Here is a 17,786-nt window from a genome sequence, read left to right as displayed (position 1 = left end):
GCTTATGCCCCCACGCGCAGGTCGCGGCGGGCGTTGAGGTAATCGGCGGCGGTGATCGCCTTGCCGCCTTCGCGCTGCAGCACACGCAGGCGCAGCGCGCCCTGGCCACAGGCGATGTCGACGCCCTCGCGGCCGGCGGCCAGCACCGTACCCGGGACCTGGCCGTGGGCCAAGTCCAGCGCCACGGCGCCATGGATGCGCACGCGCTCGCCGGCCAGCATGGCCTCAGCAATCGGCCACGGGTTGAACGCGCGCACGGTACGCGCCAGCGCCCCGGCGTCCTGCGCCCAGTCCAGTTTCGCTTCAGCCTTGTCCAGCTTTTGCGCGTAGGTCACGCCGTGCTCCGGCTGCGGCCGCGCGATCGGCTTGATCCCGGCCCGCAGCAGGCCCAGCCCGTCGGACAGCACCTGCGCGCCCAGCTCGGCCAGCCTGTCGTGCAGCTGGCCGCCGGTATCGGTGGCGGCAATCGGCAACTCCTGGTGCAGCAGCACCGGACCGGTATCCAGGCCGGCTTCCATCTGCATCAGGCATACGCCGGTCGTTTCGTCGCCGGCCTGGATCGCGCGCTGGATCGGCGCGGCGCCGCGCCAGCGCGGCAGCAGCGAAGCGTGCACGTTCCAGCAGCCATGGGTCGGGATGGCCAGCACCGCCTTGGGCAGGATCAGGCCATAGGCCACCACTACCATCAGGTCCGGCTGCAGATCGCGCAGCTGCTGCTGTGCGGCTGCGTCCTTCAGCGATTCGGGCTGGTAGACCGGAATGCCACGGGCCACCGCCTCCAGCTTGACCGGCGACGGCGCCAGGCCACGGCCGCGGCCGGCCGGGCGATCCGGCTGGGTGTAGACGGCCACGACCTCGTGGTGGCGCGCTGCGGCGCGCAGCGACGACACCGCGAATTCCGGCGTACCGGCAAAGACAATCCTCATGGCTACCCCACTTGCAGGATGGATTCGTGCAGGAAAGAAAACGGCGCCGTCGGCCGGCGCCGTGCAGCCCGCGCAGTGCGCAGGCACGGGCCACCCGCCGGGTGGCCCGGATGGGCGATCACGCCACGTGCTTGCGCTGCTTGGCCAGCTTCTTGCGGACCATTTCGCGCTTGAGCGGCGACAGGTAATCAATGAACAGCTTGCCGTCCAGGTGGTCCATCTCGTGCTGGATGCAGGTCGCCAGCACTTCACCGGCCTCGATCTGCTGCGGCTTGCCGTTGCGGTCCAGGTACTTCACGGTGATGGTGTCGGCACGGGTCACGTCGGCGAAGATGCCCGGCACCGACAGGCAACCTTCCTGGTACACCCGGCCACCGTCCTTGGCGATGATTTCCGGGTTGATGAACACATGCGGTTCATTCTTTTCTTCGCTGACGTCGATGACCATGAAGCGCTTGTGCACGTCCACCTGGGTGGCGGCCAGGCCGATGCCGGGGGCGTCGTACATGGTCTGGAACATGTTGTCGACCAGCTCCTGGAAGGCCGGCGTGGTGACTTCGGCGGCGTCGATCAACGCGGCCTTGGTACGCAGGCGCGGATCGGGGAACTCGAGAATGGGGAGAAGGGCCATGGCTGTTTCCGGATATAAGGGCCGGCACGCCGGCATACGTCGCAGATTCTAGCTCCAACGCTTGCCTTGCGCCCCGGTTTCTGGACTATAGTGCGCGAACCTGTTGGGGAATCAGGGCTTCACACCTATGTTGCTTCGTTTTCGTACGGTCGTCGCCGCGGCGATGCTGACCGTGGCTGCCTATGCTACCGCCGTGGAAGTGAATGGCGGGCACCCGGACACCTATGTGGTCCGAAAAGGGGACACGTTGTGGGATATCGCCGCACGTTTCCTGCAGAAGCCCTGGCTGTGGCCGGAGATCTGGCAGGCCAATCCGCAGATCGCCAACCCGCACCTGATCTATCCCGGTGACGTGCTCAGCCTGGCCTATCTGGACCGGGTGACCGTGGCCGCCCAGCCCGGCCCACGCCGGGAGGCCCCGATCGATGCCATTCCGCTGGCCCAGGTCGAGCCGTTCCTGAAGCAGCTGAGCGTGGTCGACAGTGTCAAGCAGCTGCCCTACGTGGTCGGCCTGGAAGACAACCGGCTGCGCGTCTCCGGCGGCGATACCGTCTATGTCCGCCTGGCCGATGCCCAGGTCGGCCAGCGCTGGGCCGTGGTCCGCCCGACCGTGCGCTACGCCCAGCCCAAGCCGACCGAGGACCTGACCGCCAATGGCGATGTCACGCCCGGCAGCGGCAACCTGTGGAAGGCCTACAACGCCCCCAACGCGCGCCGGGGCGTGCTGGGCTACGAGCTGGCCCAGGTCGCCACCGGCACCATCACCCAGGTCGCCGGCGGCAAGGTCGAGGCGTCCACCCTGGTCCTGGACAAGAACGTCGGCGGCCGCGAAGTGCGTTCAGGCGACCGCCTGGTGCCGGTCGAGGCCCGTCCGTACGACCTGCAGTTCGTGCCGCACGTACCGGCGGCCGGGGTCGAAGGCGTGGATGTGCGCGTGCTGGCGGTGACCGACATGTTCACGGCCGGCGGCCCGCGCGACGTGATCGCCATCTCGGCAGGCCGCGCGCAGGGCGTGGACAACGGAACGGTGTTCTCGCTGTGGCGCCCGGGCCGTCACGTCGCGCACCGCATGAAATACCCGACCTCCTCACGCATGGACGACGCGCTGAGCACCGGCGCCGGCCGCGTCTCGCTGCCCGATGAGTATGCCGCGCACGCGATGGTGTTCCGCACCTTCGACAACGTCAGCTACGCGCTGGTGATGCAGGGCGTGAAGCCAGTGCGGGTGGGCTACAACGCGTTGCACCCGGACGCGAAGTAGCCGTCGAGCGTGGCTTGACGCCGCAGAAGGCGGCGTCGCGCTGGCTCGACTCCACCGGGTCGGCTTCCGGCAAATTCTGACGACCACACGCGAAGGCGCCCTAGGGCGCCTTTTTCGCGTGCGGCCGATAGTGGGGGAATGACCGATCATGCAGATGAGGCGCTGCTGCGCCTGTTGATGGCGGGGGGCGCATTGGCGCCACGGCAGGCATTGCTGCGCAGCGCCGGTGATGCCGCAGCGGCCCTCGCACTGGGACCGGCCGGATGGCGCACGCACGGCTGCACGCCAACCCAGTGCGCGGCCCTGCAACATCCCGACCCCAGGGCCCAGGCAGCCACCCTGCGCTGGCTGGCGCACGACCACCATCATCTGCTGGCCTGCACCGACCCCGCCTTTCCACCGCCGCTGCTGGAGGTGCCCAATCCACCGCTGGCCCTGTTCATGGCCGGCGATCCCAGCCTGGCCTGGCGCCCGTCGGTGGCGCTGGTCGGCAGCCGCTCGCCAACGCCGGGCGGCCGCGCGCTGGCGGCCCGCTTTGCCGGGTGCTTCGTCGAGGCCGGCCTGGCGGTGACCAGCGGGCTGGCGGCCGGCATCGATGCCGCGGCTCACCAGGCTACGCTGGACGCCGGTGGCTGTACCGTGGCGGTGATCGGCACGGGACCGGACCGGGCCTATCCGGACAGCCATGCCCGGTTGCAGGCGCGGATCGCCGCCGACGGCGTGGTGCTCAGCGAGTACCTGCCCGGCACGCCCGCACGCCCCGGCCACTTCCCGGCGCGCAACCGGCTGGTGGCCGGGCTGGCAATGGCCACGGTGGTGGTCGAAGCCGCACAGCGCTCGGGCGCGCTGATCACCGCGCGGCTGGCCGCCGAGGCCGGCCGCGAGGTCTGCGCACTGCCCGGCTCGGTGCTCAACCCACGTGCGGCGGGCTGTCACCGCCTGATCCGCGACGGCGCCGCGCTGGTCGAGCGTCCCGAGGACGTGCTGGAACTGCTGGCCCCCGCCCTGCGCCAACAGCTGCCGGGCTTGCAATCGCGGCTGGCCACCCCCACTGAACAGGCACCGCCGGCGCTCCTGCCGGCGCGCTGGGCGAACGACCCGGACTACCAGTGCTTGTGGCGGGCCCTGGACCACAACCCAAGCGGTATGGATTCACTGATCACGCGCTGTGGATTGACGGCGCCACAGGTGTCCTCCATGCTGCTGGCCATGGAACTGGCGGGAATCGTGGTGTGCGTACACGGCCGCTACTGTCGAACTCCCTAGTTTCTTCACCTCCACAGCGTCGCGCGACGCAGGCCGAGGGGCAATGAAAGAGAGCATCCTGGATGTACTGCTGTACCTGTTTGAACACTATTTCAGCGAAGATGCGGACCTGATCCGTGACCGCGATTCGCTCCAGAACGGCCTGATCCAGGCCGGTTTCAGCCCAACCGAGATCAACAAGGCGTTCGACTGGCTCGACGCCCTGGCCGCGCAGCGGCCGAGCATGGCCCAGGCCCGGGTCGACGGCCCTGTGCGCGTCTACCATGGCCCCGAGCTGGACAAGCTTGACGTGGAATGCCGCGGTTTCCTGCTGTATCTGGAACAGCACGGCATCCTCGACGCCGACCAGCGCGAGCTGGTGCTGGACCGGGCAATGGCCCTGGACCAGGACGAACTGGACCTGGACGACCTGAAATGGGTCGTGCTGATGGTGCTGTTCAACCAGCCCGGCTCCGAGGCAGCCTACGCCTGGATGGAAACGCAGATGTTCATGGACGAGCCAGAACCCCTGCACTGACCGTACACTTGGGGGCATAGCGCATTCAGGAGCGTCCCCGTGAGCGAGTGGTTCCATGCAGAAGGCAACCGGCAGCAGGGTCCGCTGCCGGCGGAACAGGTGGTGGAGTTGTTCCGCAACAACCAGATCACCCTGGACACCCTGGTCTGGCGCGACGGCCTGCCGCAATGGCAGCCGTTGCGCAGCGTCGTCGACGAGCTCGGCCTGATCGTGTCGGCACTGGACGCGGCAACGCCATCGCTGGCGCCCGATCCCACACCGGAACCCGCGCCGCCGCAGCCACCGGTGCTGCCGCCGGCCACCCCCTATGCCGCCACGTCCGCCGCAGCCGGCGTGCTGCCGCCGCCGAAGAAGAAGCTCTCCGGCTGCGCGCTCACCGCCATCATCGGTGGTGGATTGCTGCTGGTGCTGGTGCCGATCATGGCCATTCTGGCGGCGATCGCGCTGCCGGCCTACAACGAGTACACCGTACGTGCCAAGGTCGCCGCCGCGGCCGATGCGCTGCACCCGTTGAAGGACCAGGTGCAGCACTTCGCCGATGACGAAGGCCGTTGCCCCGGTGCCAACGACGCCGGCTTCCCGGCCCCGGGCGACTTCACCCAGGCCGGCCTGTCGGCCGTGCACATCGGCCGCTTCAACAACGGCCATTGCGGCATCGAAGCCACGCTGGCCGCGCCGGGCAAGCAGATCGACGGCGATCTGCTGTGGCTGGAATACGACCGCGACAGCGGCCGCTGGGAATGCAGCGGCGAGAGCGACAACAAGTACCTGCCGCCGTCGTGCCGCGGTTGAACCACACGCACGGCGGCACTTCCAAGGACGATCCAACAGGGAACATGCAATGACCGAGTGGTACTACGCCGAAGGACAGCACCGCCAGGGCCCCCTGCCGGTGCAGGAGATCCGCCAGCGCTTCCAGCGCGGGCAACTGACCCTGGACACGCTGGTCTGGCGCGAGGGCATGGCGCAATGGGCCGCGCTGCGCCAGGTGGTCGACGAACTCGGCCTGCAGACCCTGGCCGATGCCAGCACAACGGCCGCCAGTGGCGGCTTCGACCTGCGCGGCGACTATGCCGCCATCGACAACGGCACCGCGCCCCTGCCCGGCACCGGCGCCCTCAGCAGCTCGCCCTACAGCGCCCCTGCGGCCGCCGGCGGCAGCAGCCACGCCCAGCCGATCGCCGGTGGCGAAGTGGTCTACGCCGGCTTCTGGAAGCGCGTGGCCGCCTACATGATCGACTACTTCGTGCTGGCCATTCCCGGCGGCATCATCGGTGCCATCATCGGTGTCGTGCTGGGCGCCAGCATGGGTGCGTTCGGCGGCGGCGACACCGCCATCGAAATCGTCGCGCAGCTGGCCAGCGCGCTGATCAACCTCGGCATCGGCATGGCGTATTACACCTGGTTCCATGCCTCGCAGGGCGGCGCCACGCTGGGCAAGATGGCGGTCGGCATCAAGGTCGTGCGCAGCAACGGCGAGCGCCTGACCAAGGGTCGCGCCTTTGGTCGCTACTGGGCGGCAGTGCTGAGCAGCCTGATCCTGGGCATCGGCTTCCTGATGGCCGCCTTCACCGAGCGCAAGCAGGGCCTGCACGACATGATCTGCGACACCCTGGTGGTCGATCGCTGGGCCTTCACCGACCAGCCGCACCTGCAACGGCGCGAGCTGGGCGCGGTCACCATCGCGATCCTGGTGGTGACCGGCCTGCTGACGCTGGCAGGCCTGGCCCTGCTGGTATTCGCGGTCGGCTTCATCGCCAAGATGGCCTCCTGAACGGCCATCCTCACGCCTGGCTGCTTGACAGGGGCCGCCCGGGCGTGATTCCTCTAACAAGGTGAAACCTGAACGCCCGGCACAGTACCGGGCGTTCAGTTTATGGATTTGCCCGTGGCCGCTTCACTAATGCGGCCGTTTGCTCCACCCTAGCGGCCCCTTCCCCACGGTTCGCCCCACAGACCCTGCTGCCATGCCCAAGCACCTGCTCATCGTCGAATCGCCGGCCAAGGCCAAGACGATCAACAAATACCTCGGCAAGGACTACACCGTCCTGGCCTCGTATGGGCACGTGCGTGACCTGATCCCGAAGGAAGGCGCGGTCGACCCGGACAACGGGTTCGCCATGCACTACGACGTCATCGACAAGAACGAGAAACACGTCGATGCGATCGCCAAGGCCGCCAAGGGCGCCGATGACATCCTGCTGGCGACCGACCCGGACCGCGAGGGTGAGGCGATCAGCTGGCACATCGCCGAGATCCTGAAGGAACGCGGGCTGGTCAAGGACAAGCCGATGCAGCGCGTGGTGTTCACCGAGATCACCCCGCGCGCCATCAAGGAAGCGATCAGCCAGCCGCGCGCCATCGCCAGTGACCTGGTCGACGCCCAGCAGGCGCGTCGCGCGCTGGACTATCTGGTCGGTTTCAACCTGTCCCCGGTGCTGTGGCGCAAGGTGCAGCGTGGCCTGTCCGCCGGCCGCGTGCAGAGCCCGGCGCTGCGCATGATCGTCGAGCGCGAGGAGGAGATCGAAGCCTTCATCGCCCGCGAGTACTGGTCCATCGGCGCCGAATGCGCGCACCCGTCGCAGCACTTCAATGCCAAGCTGGTCAAGCTGGACGGGCAGAAGTTCGAGCAGTTCACCATCACCGACGGCGACACCGCCGAGGCCGCCCGCCTGCGCATCCAGCAGGCCGCGCAGGGCTCGCTGCATGTCACCGACGTGGCCAGCAAGGAGCGCAAGCGCCGCCCGGCACCGCCGTTCACCACCTCCACCCTGCAGCAGGAGGCCTCGCGCAAGCTCGGCTTCACCACCCGCAAGACCATGCAGGTGGCGCAGAAGCTGTACGAAGGCGTGGCGATCGGTGACGAAGGCACGGTCGGCCTGATCTCGTACATGCGTACCGACTCGGTGAACCTGTCGCAGGATGCGCTGGCCGAGATCCGCGACGTCATCGCCCGCGATTACGGCATCGCCTCGCTGCCGGACCAGCCCAACACCTACCAGACCAAGTCGAAGAACGCCCAGGAAGCGCACGAAGCGGTGCGCCCGACCTCGGCCCTGCGCACCCCGGCCCAGGTCGCCCGCTTCCTCACCGACGACGAGCGCCGCCTGTACGAGCTGATCTGGAAGCGCGCTGTCGCCTGCCAGATGATCCCGGCCACGCTCAACACCGTCAGTGTGGACCTGTCCGCCGGCAGCGAGCACGTGTTCCGTGCCAGCGGCACCACGGTGGTCGTGCCCGGCTTCCTGGCCGTGTACGAGGAAGGCAAGGACAGCAAGAGCGCAGAGGACGAAGACGAAGGCCGCAAGCTGCCTGCGATGAAGCCCGGCGACCGCATCCCGCTGGAACGCATCCTGGCCGAACAGCATTTCACCCAGCCGCCGCCGCGCTACACCGAAGCGGCGCTGGTGAAGGCGCTGGAAGAGTACGGCATCGGCCGTCCCTCGACCTACGCCTCGATCATCCAGACCCTGCTGTTCCGCAAGTATGTGGAAATGGAAGGCCGCAGCTTCCGCCCGTCCGACGTTGGCCGCGCGGTGTCCAAGTTCCTGTCCAGCCACTTCACCCAGTACGTGGACTACGACTTCACCGCCAAGCTTGAGGACGAGCTCGACGCCGTCTCGCGGGGCGAAGAAGAGTGGATTCCGCTGATGGCCCGCTTCTGGGAGCCGTTCAAGGAACTGGTGGAAGACAAGAAGGAATCGGTCGACCGCGCCGAAGCCAGTGGCGCCCGCGAGCTCGGCACCGATCCCAAGACCGGCAAGCCGGTCAGCGTGCGCCTGGGCCGTTTCGGACCGTACGCGGCCATCGGCAGCACCGCCGAGGACGCCGAGGAGAAGCCCAAGTTCGCCTCGCTGCGCCCCGGCCAGTCGATGCACACCATCTCCCTGGAGGACGCGCTGGAACTGTTCCTGATGCCACGTGCACTGGGTGAGGACAAGGGCGAACCGGTCAGCGTCGGCATCGGCCGCTTCGGGCCGTTCGCCAAGCGCGGCAGCACCTACGCCTCGCTGAAGAAGGAAGATGACCCGTACACCATCGACCTGGCCCGCGCCGTGTTCCTGGTGGAAGAGAAGGAAGAGATCGCGCGCAACCGGATCATCAAGGAATTCGAAGGCAGCGACATCCAGGTGCTGAACGGTCGCTTCGGCCCGTACATCAGCGACGGCAGGATGAACGGCAAGATCCCCAAGGATCGCGAGCCGGCATCGCTGACCCTGGCCGAGGTGCAGCAGCTGATGGAAGAAACCGGCAAGCCGGTGCGCAAGGGCTTTGGCGCCAAGAAGGCCGCAGCGAAGAAGGCACCGGCCAAGAAGGCAGCGGTGAAGAAGGAAGCAGCACCGAAGAAGGCCGCAGCCAAGAAGGCACCGGCCAAGAAGGCGGTGAAGAAGGCGGCCGCGAAGAAGGCCCCGGCCAAGAAGGCCGTCAAGAAGGCCGTCAAGAAGGCGAAGTAGTTTCACGCCATGCGTGGATGAGGGGTAGTGCCGGCCGCTGGCCGGCGACACCCGGACGCATCAGATGCCGGCCAGCGGCCGGCACTTCCGGGCCAGGGTCCACCCCATCTGCACGCAGCAGGGGGATAATGAAGGCCCACGTCGGGCCTGGTTGCCGTCATGAAAGAACTCACCCTGGACTCCGCTGTCGCCACGCTCCGTACCGGCGGCGTGATCGCCTACCCGACCGAGGCGGTCTGGGGCCTGGGCTGCGATCCCTCGCACGAAGCAGCGGTGCACATTGTGCTGCGGCTGAAGCAGCGACCCATCGAGAAAGGCATGATCCTGGTCGCTGCCGACCTGCCGCAGCTGGAAGGCTGGGTGCGCCTGCAGGCGCTGCCCGACGCCCGCCAACGCGCCGTGCTGGCCAGCTGGCCCGGCGCCAACACCTGGATCCTGCCGGCCGGTCCGCGGGCGCAGCCCTGGGTGACCGGCGAGCACAGCGGCATCGCCGTGCGCATCAGCGCGCACCCGCTGGTGGCCGCCCTGTGCCGCGCCTGGGGGGGGCCGCTGGTGTCCACCAGCGCCAACCTGGCCGGAGAGCCGCCGGCCCGCAGCCGCGCCGAGCTCGATCGGCGCCTGCTGCGCCTGCTCGATGGCGTGCTTGATGGCCAGACCGGCGGCCTGGCCCAGCCGACGCCGATCCGCGATGCGCTCAGCGGCAACGTGCTGCGCTCCTGAGCCGACGATTGCACGGTCCCGGACAATCCCGCACCCTGCTGCCATGAACCTGACACGCACCGTCCTGGGCCTGTGCCTGCTGCTGCCATGGAGCGCAGCGCCAGCAGCCGACGACGTGCGCGTGTACCGCTGCGTGGCCAGCAACGGCGCGGTGGCCCTGCAGGACAAACCCTGCAGCAACGGGCGCCAGGAAGTCCGCGACCTGCAGCGTCCGCGCGATCCGCTGCCGAGGGTGGCCAGCAGCGACGCACCGCCGCCGCCCAGCGCAACGCCAGCCATCCGCGAGCGCGAAGTGCGCCACGTCTATATCCAGCCGCCGCAGCCGATGTACGAATGCGTGAGCGACGACGGCCGGCGCTACACCAGCGACAGCAACGAGGGCAATCCGCGCTGGGTTCCGTTGTGGACCAGCATCTGGCTGCCGCATGGGTACCCGGGCGGCGGTCATCCCGGCCCGCGCCCGGCCATCGGTGGACCGGTGGGGCGGCCCATCGGCGGAGGCGCCGGGTATCGCCCGCCCACGGTCGGTGTCGGCGTGGAGATACCGGCCGGCAGCGTGCTGGTGCGCGACACCTGCCACGCCCTGCCGCAGCAGGAAGTGTGCGCGCGCCTGCGTGACCGCCGCTGGGAACTGGACCGTCGCTACAACAGTGCGCTGCAGAGCGAACGCACCACCATCAGCACCGAACAGCGTGGCATCGACGCACGCCTGTCGCAGGACTGCGAGCGCTGAGCGCAGCCTGTACGCTGTGCGCATGAACAGACTGATCTGGCTGGCCCTGGCAATGTTGCCCGGCGCTGCACTGGCCGAAGAAGGCGTCATCTACCGCTGCACTTCCAGCAGCAGCGATGTTCCGACCCTGCAACGTACGCCCTGCCCTGCCGGCAGCCAGCAGCAGATCCTTCGCATGCCCGCGCCGGCCAGCGCCGAACCGGCCGTGATTGAGCCCTCACCGGTACAGGATTCCACGCCGGCCGCCGTGCCCGGCGCGAGCGGATCCACTGCGCCCCCGACCGCGCCACGGCGCGCGGACGAAGGGCGCACGATCATGGAAGCCGGCATGGTGGATGCCGAGGGCGGCGATCAGATCCTCGACAGTGCGGCGCTGCGTCACGATGCCGATGCGCGTGCCGCCAGCGACGGGCCGTCGAAGCCGCCCCTGCCCCCGATCTTCCAGTGCAGCGACAGCCAGGGCGGCGGCTACCTGCACGAATACGAGCCCTCGCCGGCACGCTGCGAACTGATGACCGTACAGGGCCTGGGCGGTGCAACGCCGGTCAATGCGGCCAGCTGCGAAGTGGTACGCGACACCTGCGAGGAGGTCCCCGAGGCACAGCGCTGTGGCAGCTGGCAGCAGCGCTTCCGCGACGCACGCGGCCGCGAGCGCTTCGCCGCGCCGGAGAACCGGGATACCGCGCGCGGTGAACGCGAGCGGCTGCAGGGCGTGCTGGAGGCCAGCAGCTGCCCGGTACCGGGGTGACAGCCCCGGTAGTGCCGGCCGCTGGAAGATCAGAACCCGTAGCGCAGGAATCCACCATCCACGGCGATGCACTCGCCGGTGACATAGCTGGCTGCCGGCAGGCACAGGAAGCCCACGGCCGCAGCGACTTCCTCCGGCTCACCGATGCGGCGCATCGGCGTGCGGTTGATCACTTCCTCGTAGTAGTCCGGGTCCGACAGCGGGCCGGACGTGCGCCGCGTGCGGATGTACCACGGCGCCACCGCATTGACCCGGATGCCATCCTCGGCCCACTCGACGGCCAGGTTGCGGGTCATCTGGTGCATGGCCGCCTTGGTCATGCCGTAGACCACGCCGCTGCGCACGTGGGTCAGGCCGGACACGCTGCCGACGTTGACGATGGACGATGCGGCGTGGCGTGCCAGCAGCGGATGCGCGTAGCGCGACAGTTCGAACGCCGAGAACAGGTTGGTCTCGAAGATGTTGCGCCATTCGTCCTCGGAGTACTCGGTCGCAGGCCGGGTGATGTTGCCGCCGGCGTTGTTGACCAGGATATGCAGGCCATCGCTATGGTCTTCCACCCAGTCCAGAATCTGCCGGCGGTCTTCGTCATCGGAGACATCGGCGGCCAGCGCATGCACCTGCATCTGCGGATGCACGTCCAGCAGTTCGTCGCGCGCGGTCTCCAGCATGTCGATATCGCGCCCGACGATCATCAGGTCAGCGCCAAAGCCGGCCAGTTCATGCGCGATGGCCAGGCCGATGCCGGCGCTGGCACCGGTGATCAGGGCCGTCTGGCCGTCCAGGCGCCACCGTTGCTGGGTCATGTGTCCTCCGGGGCCGTGCCCACTGCATTTCGATGCCGCAAGGATACGCGCTCACGGCGGCGCCCTGCCGGGGATGCGACACTGCACGCACGCCCGTCCCGGAGTGCCGCCATGCGCATCCTGAACCTGTCCACGCCCCTGCTGGCTGCCGTGCTGCTGTGTGCCTGCCAGCGCCCGCCCGCACCGAACCCGGAACAGCCACCGGTGCCGAAAGCGATGTCGCACGCGATCAACGAGCCGCTGGACCGCGCCAAGGACGTGCAGAAAACCGTGGACGATGCCGCCGCGCGTGAGCGCAAGGCCGAGGCCGACGCGATGCAATGATCCGGGGAGCCAGGGCCCTTTGCGCTGCAACGGGATCCGACCCCATGAACGAAAAACGCCCGGCCGAAGCCGGGCGTTTTCATTCGGTCGCGTGGCCGGTCAGAACCCGCAGAAGCAGTACGCCAGCGCCTTCACCGGCGCACCGTTGCCCTTCTCGCGGGCCGCGTTCTCGACGAAGCGCAGCTGCGTGTCCACTTCCGGCATCGTACGTGCCAGCATCATCCGCGCCATGCCCGAGTCGGACAGCATCCACGCACCGGCACGGCTGCCGGCGAAACCGCTGACGAACTGCGCGAACGGCGTGGCCGCCTTCTCGATGTAGCGCACGCGGTAGGCGTCGGCCTTGCCGAGCTTGGCGCGGCTGGCCGCATCGGCCACGGCATCCTTCAAGCCACCGAAGGCGTCGACCAGGCCGCGCTCCTTGGCCTGGGCACCGCTCCACACGCGGCCACGGGCCACTTCATCGATGGCCTCGACCGGCTTCTTGCGGGCCTCGGCGACCCGGCCGGTGAAATCGGCGTAGCCCTTGTTGATCACCGACTGGATGACCTGGCCAACGGCCGGATCCATCGGGCGGGTGACATCGAACGCGCCGGCAAAGCGGGTGGTGCCGACACCGTCGGTGTGCACGCCGATCTTGTCCAGCGCGCGGCTGAAGTTGGGAATCATGCCGAAGATGCCGATCGATCCGGTGATGGTCGACGGATCGGCGTAGATGCGGTCGGCATTCATGCTGATCCAGTAACCGCCCGATGCGGCCAGGTCACCCATCGATACCACCACCGGCTTGCCGGCGGCCTGCAGGGCCACCACTTCACGGCGGATCTGCTCGGAGGCGAAGACTTCGCCACCCGGAGAGTTCACGCGCAGCACCACCGACTTGACGTTCTCGTCGTCACGCGCGGCACGCAGCAGCGCCGAGGTCGACTCGCCACCGATGCGGCCGGCCGGCAGGTCACCGCCGCTGATTTCGCCAGCGGCGACCACCACGGCCACCTGCGGACGCGAGTCCACCGGGTTGCGACGCGCGTCGAGCAGTGCCAGGTAGCCGCCGAAATCGACATTGCGGAAACCGCCGTCGGCATCGTCATCGGCCACGCCGCGCTCGATCATCAGATTCTCGAAGTCCTCGCGGGTCTTCAGCGCGGTCACCAGCTTCTGCTGCAGCGCGAACTTGGCCAGATCGCCACCGGCGGCGGCGACGCCTTCGGGCAGCGTGTCGATGCCTGCGGCCAGCTGAGCCGGGTCCAGGCGGCGCGCCTTGGCGATGTCACCCAGGTAGCGCTGCCACACATCGTTCATCCAGAACAGGTCGGCTTCCTTGGAGGCCGGGGAGGCGGCGTCGAGCACGTACGGCTCGGCCGCGGACTTGTACTCGCCCACCTTGAACAGGTGCACGTCCACGCCCAGCTTGTCCTGCAGGCCGGTGCGGAAGTACTGGCGATAACGACCCAGGCCTTCCAGCACCACCGAGCCCATCGGGTCCAGGTAGACCTCGTCCGCCTGCGCGGCCAGCAGGTACTGCGACTGGCCCATGCTCTCGCTGTAGGCCACCAGCTGCTTGCCCGAGGCGCGCAGGTCCTGCAATGCTGCGGCCACCTCGCGCAGCGAGGCAAAGCCGGACGGCTGCAGCTTGTCCAGCTCCAGCACCACCCGCTCGATCTTCTTGTCTTCCTTGGCCGACTCGATCACCCGCAGCAGGTCGCGCAGCTGGATCTCTTCGGCACTGTTGTCACCCACTGCCTTGGCCAGCGCGCGGCTGACCGGATCAGCGCTGAACTGCTCGACCAGGCGCCCTTCCGGCGCGATCACCAGGGTGGTCCGGTCCTGCAGCGATTTGCTGGCTCCGGCGCCCATGCCGGCGGCGACGATGAACATCACCAGCAGCAGGAACAGCAGGCCGAAGAACACCAGGTTGAGGATCAACCGGCGGGTGAAGTTCATGACGTCCCACAGCCCGATGAAGAAACTGGCGACGGGGTTGCGACGCGCCGGGGGCAGCGGGGGCACGGGTTGATTCATGGAACACTCCGGATGGCTTCTTGCCGTGGTACCAGCATAGCCGGTGCCGCGTGATGCGGCATCGGACACAAGTCAGGGGATCGCCCGCCACAGAGGTGGGGCGGGCACGGAAGGTCAGGACAGCATCGACTGGCCGATGCGCAGGCTGCTGCGGCGCAGGCGCCAGCCCATCAGGATGGCAGCGGCGGTCAGCCCGACGATCAGGCCGATCCACATGCCCTGCGGGCCCATGCCCAGGCCCAGGCCGAGCCCGGCACCGAGCGGCATGCCCAGGCCCCAGTACGCGAACATGGCAATGAACATCGGCACGCGGGTGTCCTTCAGGCCGCGCAACGCGCCGGCCGAGAGCACCTGGATGCCATCGGGGAACTGGAAGGTCGCCGCATACAGCAGCAGCGTCGAGGCCAGGCCAGCCACTGCCAGATCGTTGGTGTAAACCCCGACGATGGCGTCGTGGCCGAACAGCAGCACCGCCGCCGACAGCGTCTGCGTACCCATGATGATCGCGTAGCCGGCCCACGCCGCACGGCGCACGCCAAAGCCATCGCCACGGCCGACGGCATGGCCGACGCGCACGGTGGTAGCCTCGGCCACGCCCATCGGGATCATGAAGCACAGCTGCGCGACGTTGATCGCGATCTGGTGTGCGGCCGCTTCGTTGGCACCGAGGCGGCCGATCAGCAGCGCGGTGACGATGAACAGACCGCCTTCCATCAGCACGGTGATGCCGATCGGCAGGCCGGTACGCAGCAGGTCCCAGATCGCCTTCCAGCGCGGGCCTTCGAAATGCGAGAACAGCTGCAGGTGGGCGAAGCGCTTGGTGCACCACAGGTAGGTGGCAAACGCGATCGCCTGCAGCCACATCATCACCGCCGAGGCGATGCCCAGGCCTTCGGCGCCCAGTTCCGGGAAGCCCAGCTTGCCGTTGGCCAGCACATAGCCCATTGGCGCCAGCACCAGCAGGCCACCGAAGCCGAGCAGCATGGTCGGCAACGTCCAGTGCATGCCTTCGCTCAGGTAGCGCATGCAGAAGTACAGAGTGAGCGCCGGCCCGCCCCAGCGCACCGCATGCAGGAACGCGGTCGCCCCCGGCACGATGTCCGGCGCGATGCCGAATGCCGGCAGCAACGGCGGCACCACGGTGAGGAAGGTGAACATGATCAGGCCCAGGCCCAGCGCCAGCCACAACGCCTGGCGGAACAGCGGGCCGATCTCGCGCTCGCGGCCGGCGCCATGCAGCTGCGAGACCGAGGCGGTAAGCGAGATGAGCGTGCCGATCGGGATCAGCATCGGCAGCCACAACAGTGCGGTACCGATGGTCACCGCGGCCAGGGTCGCCGTGGCGTGGTGGCCGGCAATCACGTTGTCGACGAAGGAGATCAGACCGGTGGATACGTGGCCCAGCACAAGCGGCAGGGCGAGCAGACCGGTGGCGCCGACTTCCTTGCTGAAGCGCGGCGTGGAGGTTGCAGTAGACATAAGGTGCTTGACGCGAACTACGGTTGCGCGCGAAGGGCACAGGCACCGGGTTTGCGGCCGGTCATCTTACGCGCGCAGCGCGGGTATTCCCATGACACGGCGTGAATGCTGGGTTCCAGCCCGCAAAAGGGGACGGAGGGGATTAAGTCGCATTCGGCACTGACTGGCCTGATACGACTTAATCCCCTCCGTCCCCTTTTTACTGGCCGGCCTGGCGCTTGAGCCAGGTGTCACGCTCGGCGGCGGGCACCGCGAGGAAGGCGCTGCGCACTGCGTCGCGTTCCTGGGGTGGCGTGCGCTGCGCGACCAGGGTCAGCTGCGCCAGCTGCGCCGGGCTGAGCTGGCGCAGCACGGCCAGTGCGGTCTCCCGCTGCTCCGGCGGCACGAACCCGAACAGCCCGTGCAGCTTGGGAAACTCCAGACCCAGTTGCGGGCCGAGCCGCCAGCCGTCGCGGAAGGCCTGGTCCTGTGCCTGGAACTGTTGGCGCAGACGCTGCTGCTGGTCGGCCGGCAGCGCATTGAAACGCGCAGCCGCCTGGCGGATGCGCTCGCGCTCGCCTTCCGGCAATGCACGCCAGGCCGCATAGTCGGCGCGACGCTGGCGCTGCTGCTGCGCATCGAGCTGGGCAAAGGCTGATGGCGCAGCGGCCGATGGCGGCGTCGCAACCGGGGCGGCCGGCGACGGTGCCGGCAGCGGCACGTTCACGCTCTGTGGAGCGGCCGAGAGCGACAACGGCAGGGCCAGCAGCAGGCTGGCGAACACGGGCTTATTCATCGGCGGCGGTGGTTTCCAGCGTGGTGCTGGCCGGCTCCGGCCGGCTCGGCTTGGATTGCGATTCGTCCACCGGCAACGGTCCGCCGGCAGCCGTCCACGCATACAGATCGGCGTCGGCGACCAGCGGGTAGTCGCGGTCGCCCAGCATCGTCGCGTCGTCCGCGGCCTGGGCCGGGCTCGCCGCCGGCGGGGCATTGACGGTGCTCGGCGGCAGCGCTTCCACCGTGACCGGACCGGCCTCAGCGACCACCCCTTCCGGCAACGCCGCATCACTGCCGGACGAACGGCCCTGCCAGTGGCGCCAGCCGAGGGCGGCAACCAGCAGCACGGCCACGGTCACCAGCAGGATCAGCGGGCCGCGCCAGCGCGGCTTGGCAGTGGGACGCCGCCGCTTGCCCTGGGCGGGCGCACGTTCATCACGCTGCGGTGCGCGCCAACTGGTCGTGGCGGCTTCAGTGCTGGCCACCGGTGCCGCCGGCTGCTGCAGCTGCTGCAGGCGCTTGGCCGGCAGATCCCGGATCCGCCCCTGTACCTGTTCGGCCAGCTGGCGCCAGGCCGAGGCATCGGGCTGGCCGTGCGCATCACGCGGGCAGGCATCGGCCAGCAGATGCTGGTAACCCGCCTGGTCCTGGTCGAGTACGCGCATGGCAATGCCCTCGTCCAGGCTGCCGCCCACCCGCAACAACAGGGCCAGTCGCGGCAGGGGCGCCATCTCGCCCAGCGCTGCCAACGGCGGCAGCCACTGCCCGCCCACCGGCTCACGCAGGGCTTGGCGCTGGCCCAGCAGGGTCCAGAAGCGGGTCGGCCATTGCGCCATCGGCAGATCACTGGCCACGGCGGCGAAGGCACGCATCACTGCCACCAGGGTCTGCTCGGCTCGGGCGGCATCGCCGCACTGCAGCTCGGCCACCACCAGGGCACGGCGCTCGACGCCGCGCAGGAACGCCGCCAGCGCGCCGGCCGCGGTCGAGGAAACAGGGGCAGGCACAGCCGTCATCGGTCACTCCAAAGGTCTGCCGGCATGATAGCGGCAGCCCATTGGCGCCCGGCAGGACTTGCGCCAACAGCTGCTTCGTGCTGCAGGTTGTGCACAGCACCACGCCCCCCGCGCGGAAAACTGGGGT

The 17,786-nt window shown here is 68.6% G+C and carries 17 protein-coding genes; 10 read left to right on the top strand and 7 right to left on the bottom strand.

Going from position 1 to position 17,786, the window contains the following annotated elements:
• Window positions 1–2: 2 nt before the first annotated feature.
• On the bottom strand, window positions 3–926 hold the full coding sequence (fmt, locus tag ARC23_RS10410; RefSeq protein ID WP_057497168.1) for a methionyl-tRNA formyltransferase: 924 nt from the start codon (window positions 924–926) through the stop codon (window positions 3–5).
• 118 nt (window positions 927–1,044) lie between these two features.
• Entirely contained in the window at window positions 1,045–1,557 is a 513-nt protein-coding gene (gene def / locus ARC23_RS10405; RefSeq protein WP_057497167.1) for a peptide deformylase, read from the bottom strand.
• A gap of 127 nt (window positions 1,558–1,684) precedes the next feature.
• On the opposite strand from def, the gene ARC23_RS10400 reads away from it, so the two are divergent.
• The 9 genes from ARC23_RS10400 to ARC23_RS10360 all read left to right on the top strand — a co-directional run bounded on the left by ARC23_RS10400 (window position 1,685) and on the right by ARC23_RS10360 (window position 11,256).
• On the top strand, window positions 1,685–2,818 hold the full coding sequence (locus tag ARC23_RS10400; protein WP_057497166.1) for a LysM peptidoglycan-binding domain-containing protein: 1,134 nt from the start codon (window positions 1,685–1,687) through the stop codon (window positions 2,816–2,818).
• A 138-nt stretch (window positions 2,819–2,956) separates the two neighbouring features.
• Window positions 2,957–4,084, top strand: coding sequence for a DNA-processing protein DprA (gene dprA / locus ARC23_RS10395; RefSeq protein ID WP_057497165.1), 1,128 nt, complete (start codon window positions 2,957–2,959; stop codon window positions 4,082–4,084).
• A gap of 43 nt (window positions 4,085–4,127) precedes the next feature.
• On the top strand, window positions 4,128–4,601 hold the full coding sequence (locus ARC23_RS10390) for a DUF494 family protein (RefSeq protein ID WP_057497164.1): 474 nt from the start codon (window positions 4,128–4,130) through the stop codon (window positions 4,599–4,601).
• A gap of 39 nt (window positions 4,602–4,640) precedes the next feature.
• Window positions 4,641–5,393, top strand: a complete 753-nt coding sequence (locus ARC23_RS10385) for a pilin (RefSeq protein ID WP_057497163.1) — start codon at window positions 4,641–4,643, stop codon at window positions 5,391–5,393.
• 49 nt (window positions 5,394–5,442) lie between these two features.
• Window positions 5,443–6,375 (top strand): RDD family protein, encoded by a 933-nt coding sequence (locus ARC23_RS10380; protein WP_057497162.1) that lies wholly within the window; start codon window positions 5,443–5,445, stop codon window positions 6,373–6,375.
• A 193-nt stretch (window positions 6,376–6,568) separates the two neighbouring features.
• Window positions 6,569–9,055: a DNA topoisomerase I gene (locus tag ARC23_RS10375; RefSeq protein ID WP_057497161.1), complete on the top strand. Its 2,487-nt coding sequence runs from the start codon at window positions 6,569–6,571 to the stop codon at window positions 9,053–9,055.
• 159 nt (window positions 9,056–9,214) lie between these two features.
• The gene (locus ARC23_RS10370; protein WP_057497160.1) at window positions 9,215–9,775 is read left to right on the top strand and encodes a Sua5/YciO/YrdC/YwlC family protein; all 561 of its coding nucleotides are present in this window, start codon (window positions 9,215–9,217) and stop codon (window positions 9,773–9,775) included.
• Window positions 9,776–9,818: 43 nt separating this feature from the next.
• Window positions 9,819–10,508 carry a DUF4124 domain-containing protein gene (locus ARC23_RS10365; protein ID WP_057497159.1) on the top strand — a complete coding sequence of 230 codons (690 nt, stop codon included), beginning with the start codon at window positions 9,819–9,821 and terminating at the stop codon, window positions 10,506–10,508.
• Window positions 10,509–10,530: 22 nt separating this feature from the next.
• On the top strand, window positions 10,531–11,256 hold the full coding sequence (locus ARC23_RS10360; protein WP_057497158.1) for a hypothetical protein: 726 nt from the start codon (window positions 10,531–10,533) through the stop codon (window positions 11,254–11,256).
• A gap of 29 nt (window positions 11,257–11,285) precedes the next feature.
• Here ARC23_RS10360 and ARC23_RS10355 read toward each other — a convergent pair whose 3' ends face one another.
• The gene (locus tag ARC23_RS10355; RefSeq protein WP_057497157.1) at window positions 11,286–12,062 is read right to left on the bottom strand and encodes an SDR family oxidoreductase; all 777 of its coding nucleotides are present in this window, start codon (window positions 12,060–12,062) and stop codon (window positions 11,286–11,288) included.
• A gap of 111 nt (window positions 12,063–12,173) precedes the next feature.
• Here ARC23_RS10355 and ARC23_RS10350 point away from each other — a divergent pair, with 111 nt between their 5' ends.
• The gene (locus tag ARC23_RS10350; protein ID WP_057497156.1) at window positions 12,174–12,386 is read left to right on the top strand and encodes a hypothetical protein; all 213 of its coding nucleotides are present in this window, start codon (window positions 12,174–12,176) and stop codon (window positions 12,384–12,386) included.
• A 99-nt stretch (window positions 12,387–12,485) separates the two neighbouring features.
• On the opposite strand, the gene sppA is transcribed toward ARC23_RS10350, so the two are convergent.
• The 4 genes from sppA to ARC23_RS10330 all read right to left on the bottom strand — a co-directional run bounded on the left by sppA (window position 12,486) and on the right by ARC23_RS10330 (window position 17,659).
• Window positions 12,486–14,408, bottom strand: coding sequence for a signal peptide peptidase SppA (gene sppA / locus ARC23_RS10345; RefSeq protein WP_057497155.1), 1,923 nt, complete (start codon window positions 14,406–14,408; stop codon window positions 12,486–12,488).
• A 114-nt stretch (window positions 14,409–14,522) separates the two neighbouring features.
• Window positions 14,523–15,887, bottom strand: coding sequence for an MATE family efflux transporter (locus ARC23_RS10340; protein ID WP_057497154.1), 1,365 nt, complete (start codon window positions 15,885–15,887; stop codon window positions 14,523–14,525).
• Between the two features lie 199 nt (window positions 15,888–16,086).
• On the bottom strand, window positions 16,087–16,662 hold the full coding sequence (locus tag ARC23_RS10335; protein ID WP_057497153.1) for a DUF3106 domain-containing protein: 576 nt from the start codon (window positions 16,660–16,662) through the stop codon (window positions 16,087–16,089).
• The gene (locus ARC23_RS10330; RefSeq protein ID WP_057497152.1) at window positions 16,655–17,659 is read right to left on the bottom strand and encodes a hypothetical protein; all 1,005 of its coding nucleotides are present in this window, start codon (window positions 17,657–17,659) and stop codon (window positions 16,655–16,657) included. Before ARC23_RS10330 ends, ARC23_RS10335 begins: the two co-directional genes overlap by 8 nt.
• Between the last annotated feature and the right edge of the window lie 127 nt (window positions 17,660–17,786).

Origin of the sequence: Stenotrophomonas beteli, from assembly GCF_001431665.1 — a bacterium.
Classification (GTDB): domain Bacteria; phylum Pseudomonadota; class Gammaproteobacteria; order Xanthomonadales; family Xanthomonadaceae; genus Stenotrophomonas; species Stenotrophomonas beteli.
This window is presented reverse-complemented; position numbering and strand designations above follow the sequence as displayed.

Bases quoted from the DNA above. Each gene is read 5' to 3' on its own strand.
- fmt (WP_057497168.1), bottom strand. From the start codon at position 926: ATGAGGATTGTCTTTGCCGGTACGCCGGAATTCGCGGTGTCGTCGCTG.
- def (WP_057497167.1), bottom strand. From the start codon at position 1,557: ATGGCCCTTCTCCCCATTCTCGAGTTCCCCGATCCGCGCCTGCGTACC.
- ARC23_RS10400 (WP_057497166.1), top strand. From the start codon at position 1,685: ATGTTGCTTCGTTTTCGTACGGTCGTCGCCGCGGCGATGCTGACCGTG.
- dprA (WP_057497165.1), top strand. From the start codon at position 2,957: ATGACCGATCATGCAGATGAGGCGCTGCTGCGCCTGTTGATGGCGGGG.
- ARC23_RS10390 (WP_057497164.1), top strand. From the start codon at position 4,128: ATGAAAGAGAGCATCCTGGATGTACTGCTGTACCTGTTTGAACACTAT.
- ARC23_RS10380 (WP_057497162.1), top strand. From the start codon at position 5,443: ATGACCGAGTGGTACTACGCCGAAGGACAGCACCGCCAGGGCCCCCTG.
- ARC23_RS10375 (WP_057497161.1), top strand. From the start codon at position 6,569: ATGCCCAAGCACCTGCTCATCGTCGAATCGCCGGCCAAGGCCAAGACG.
- ARC23_RS10370 (WP_057497160.1), top strand. From the start codon at position 9,215: ATGAAAGAACTCACCCTGGACTCCGCTGTCGCCACGCTCCGTACCGGC.
- ARC23_RS10365 (WP_057497159.1), top strand. From the start codon at position 9,819: ATGAACCTGACACGCACCGTCCTGGGCCTGTGCCTGCTGCTGCCATGG.
- ARC23_RS10360 (WP_057497158.1), top strand. From the start codon at position 10,531: ATGAACAGACTGATCTGGCTGGCCCTGGCAATGTTGCCCGGCGCTGCA.
- ARC23_RS10355 (WP_057497157.1), bottom strand. From the start codon at position 12,062: ATGACCCAGCAACGGTGGCGCCTGGACGGCCAGACGGCCCTGATCACC.
- ARC23_RS10350 (WP_057497156.1), top strand. From the start codon at position 12,174: ATGCGCATCCTGAACCTGTCCACGCCCCTGCTGGCTGCCGTGCTGCTG.
- sppA (WP_057497155.1), bottom strand. From the start codon at position 14,408: ATGAATCAACCCGTGCCCCCGCTGCCCCCGGCGCGTCGCAACCCCGTC.
- ARC23_RS10340 (WP_057497154.1), bottom strand. From the start codon at position 15,887: ATGTCTACTGCAACCTCCACGCCGCGCTTCAGCAAGGAAGTCGGCGCC.
- ARC23_RS10335 (WP_057497153.1), bottom strand. From the start codon at position 16,662: ATGAATAAGCCCGTGTTCGCCAGCCTGCTGCTGGCCCTGCCGTTGTCG.
- ARC23_RS10330 (WP_057497152.1), bottom strand. From the start codon at position 17,659: ATGACGGCTGTGCCTGCCCCTGTTTCCTCGACCGCGGCCGGCGCGCTG.